The 1,932-nt window shown below is 70.3% G+C and carries 4 protein-coding genes; 3 read left to right on the top strand and 1 reads right to left on the bottom strand.

Annotated elements, in window-relative coordinates; genetic code table 11:
* Window positions 1–88, bottom strand: an 88-nt coding sequence (locus WBA11_RS10815) for a pyridoxine 5'-phosphate synthase (protein WP_424520702.1), incomplete at its 3' end; no start/stop codon positions are given.
* Window positions 89–421: 333 nt separating this feature from the next.
* Here WBA11_RS10815 and WBA11_RS10820 point away from each other — a divergent pair.
* The 3 genes from WBA11_RS10820 to WBA11_RS10830 form a co-directional block, all read left to right on the top strand.
* Window positions 422–865: a hypothetical protein gene (locus tag WBA11_RS10820; protein WP_424520699.1), complete on the top strand. Its 444-nt coding sequence runs from the start codon at window positions 422–424 to the stop codon at window positions 863–865.
* Window positions 866–870: 5 nt separating this feature from the next.
* The gene (locus tag WBA11_RS10825; protein WP_424520700.1) at window positions 871–1,740 is read left to right on the top strand and encodes a hypothetical protein; all 870 of its coding nucleotides are present in this window, start codon (window positions 871–873) and stop codon (window positions 1,738–1,740) included.
* 3 nt (window positions 1,741–1,743) lie between these two features.
* The coding region (locus tag WBA11_RS10830) for an RsmD family RNA methyltransferase (RefSeq protein ID WP_424520701.1) at window positions 1,744–1,932 on the top strand (189 nt) is incomplete at its 3' end.

Below are 1,932 nucleotides of genomic sequence, written 5' to 3' on the forward strand. Positions count from 1 at the left end.
CGGCCAGGCGGAGCACGTCGGGGCGGTCGCCGCCTCGGGCGTTCCTCATCAGGGCCGCCTTGTTGAGGTTGACGCTGAGTCGGGTCATAGGACAGCGATGGAGGGCAGGCGTGAGACGCGCCGCGACGGATCACAGGTTTCCGCCGGCGTGAGAAGACGAGCGTCGTCCTCGAGGTCGTGGGCAACTCGCGGCGGTCTGCCGTGTCTTGTTCGTCGGTCGCCTACCCGTCCTCGAGGTCGCCGCCCGGCGGGGTCACCGTCGAGAGCCGCGAGGCCGGCGCAGCCACCGTGTCATCCGTCTTGCCAAGCCGACGCGTCCGGGGGTATCCTCACCAGAGCGGCGTCCCCCGTTCGAGCCGCGCCCTTCTGGACTCACCCCCCTCCTCAAATGGCCTCAGCAGGCGCTTCTGGCAGTGATCTCGTGATCCGAGCCGTCCTCGGCCTTCTCATCGTCGGCCTCGTGGTCGTTCTCTACTTCGTGACCGTCGTGCCGGCGCAGAACGCGGCCGCGGCGCAGCGAGAGACGGACCTGACCCGGGAGCGGATGGGGGACCTGCGCACGGCGCTCATCACCTACCGCGACTCGTTCGACGTCTACCCGTCGACGCTCGACTCGCTGGTGATGTACACCCGGAACGACTCCGCGTTTGCCGCCCAGACCGAGATGCAGGAGGAGCGTTTCAACCCCGTCTCCATCGACTCGCTGACGCTCTCGCCCCGCACGGGCAACCCGTTCCAGTATCAGGTCGTGCGCGACACGTCGGGCTTCGAGATCTACTGGCTCGGCGACCCCGACCTCGAGGCCGACTCGATCGGCTCCCGCAACCCGAACCCGGCGCTCCGCAACGCGGCGAGTTGGGAATAGAGCCCGTGAGCGTCCTTGCCGTCGCCGGACTGAGTGGGCGGACGCTCCGCTACGCCGAGATCGTCCCCGGGCCGCAGCCATCGCTGCGACGCCTGGGCGCGGCCGACTTTGAGACGAACGTCGAGCGGGCCGTCTTCGCCGAGGGCGACCCCGACGCCCTCGCCGCGGTGACCGACGCGCTCGTCGACGGCCTCGAGGGAACCGACGCGACGGAGCTGATCTTCGCCGCCCACCCGACGGCGACGACCACGTTCTTTACGCCGCTCCCGGTCGGCCTCGCTGCGGACGAGCGGAGCGGGCAACTGCGGCAGGAAGCGGCGCTCCTGGCCGACCTCGCGCCCACGCGCGTCGTCCGAGCGCGATCGAGGTCGATCCGCACCGAGGAGACCTCGGCCGGCGACCTCGAGTGGTTCCAAACCGTCCATGTGACCGAGGCCGTCCACGGCAGGCTCGTCCGGCTCGCGAGCGCGATCGGCGTGGACGACTACGACGTGTCCGACACGACCCGCGCCTCCGCACGCGTCGCTCCGTACGGCGGCGTCTGCCTCCTGGTCGGCGCGTACACGAGGCATACCGAGATCGCCGTCGTGCGGGACGGAGAGTTCGTGTTCGGGACGCACGGGCCGAGCACGGCGCCCGCCGACACCGCCTACTTCGCCCTCGCGGCGCTGCAGCAGTCCGGCGTCGCCGGACCCGAGGTGAGGCATCTCCACGTGTATGGGGACGACGCGACCGACAGCCGGCTCGAGTTGGTGGTCGAGTTTATCGGCCTCGAGCGGACGTTCCTCGACCCGCTCACTACGTTCTCGCGGACCTTGGCCGCCGACCCCTCCGAGCTCGCGTCGTTCGCGCCGGTCCTGGGCGCGGCGCTGTAACGGATGAGGATCACGGGCGGCACCCTGGTCCGCCGACCGCTCGACGCACCAAAGGGGAGCCGGACGCGCCCGACGACGGACCGTGTCCGAGAGGCGTTATTCAGCATTTTGGAGGCGCGCATCGAGGTCGGCGGCGCCCGCGTCCTCGATCTGTTCGCTGGGAGCGGTGCGCTCGGCCTGGAGGCCCTGAGC

It is taken from the genome of Rubrivirga sp. (genome assembly GCF_049648075.1).
In the GTDB taxonomy this organism is placed as follows: Bacteria; Bacteroidota; Rhodothermia; order Rhodothermales; family Rubricoccaceae; genus Rubrivirga.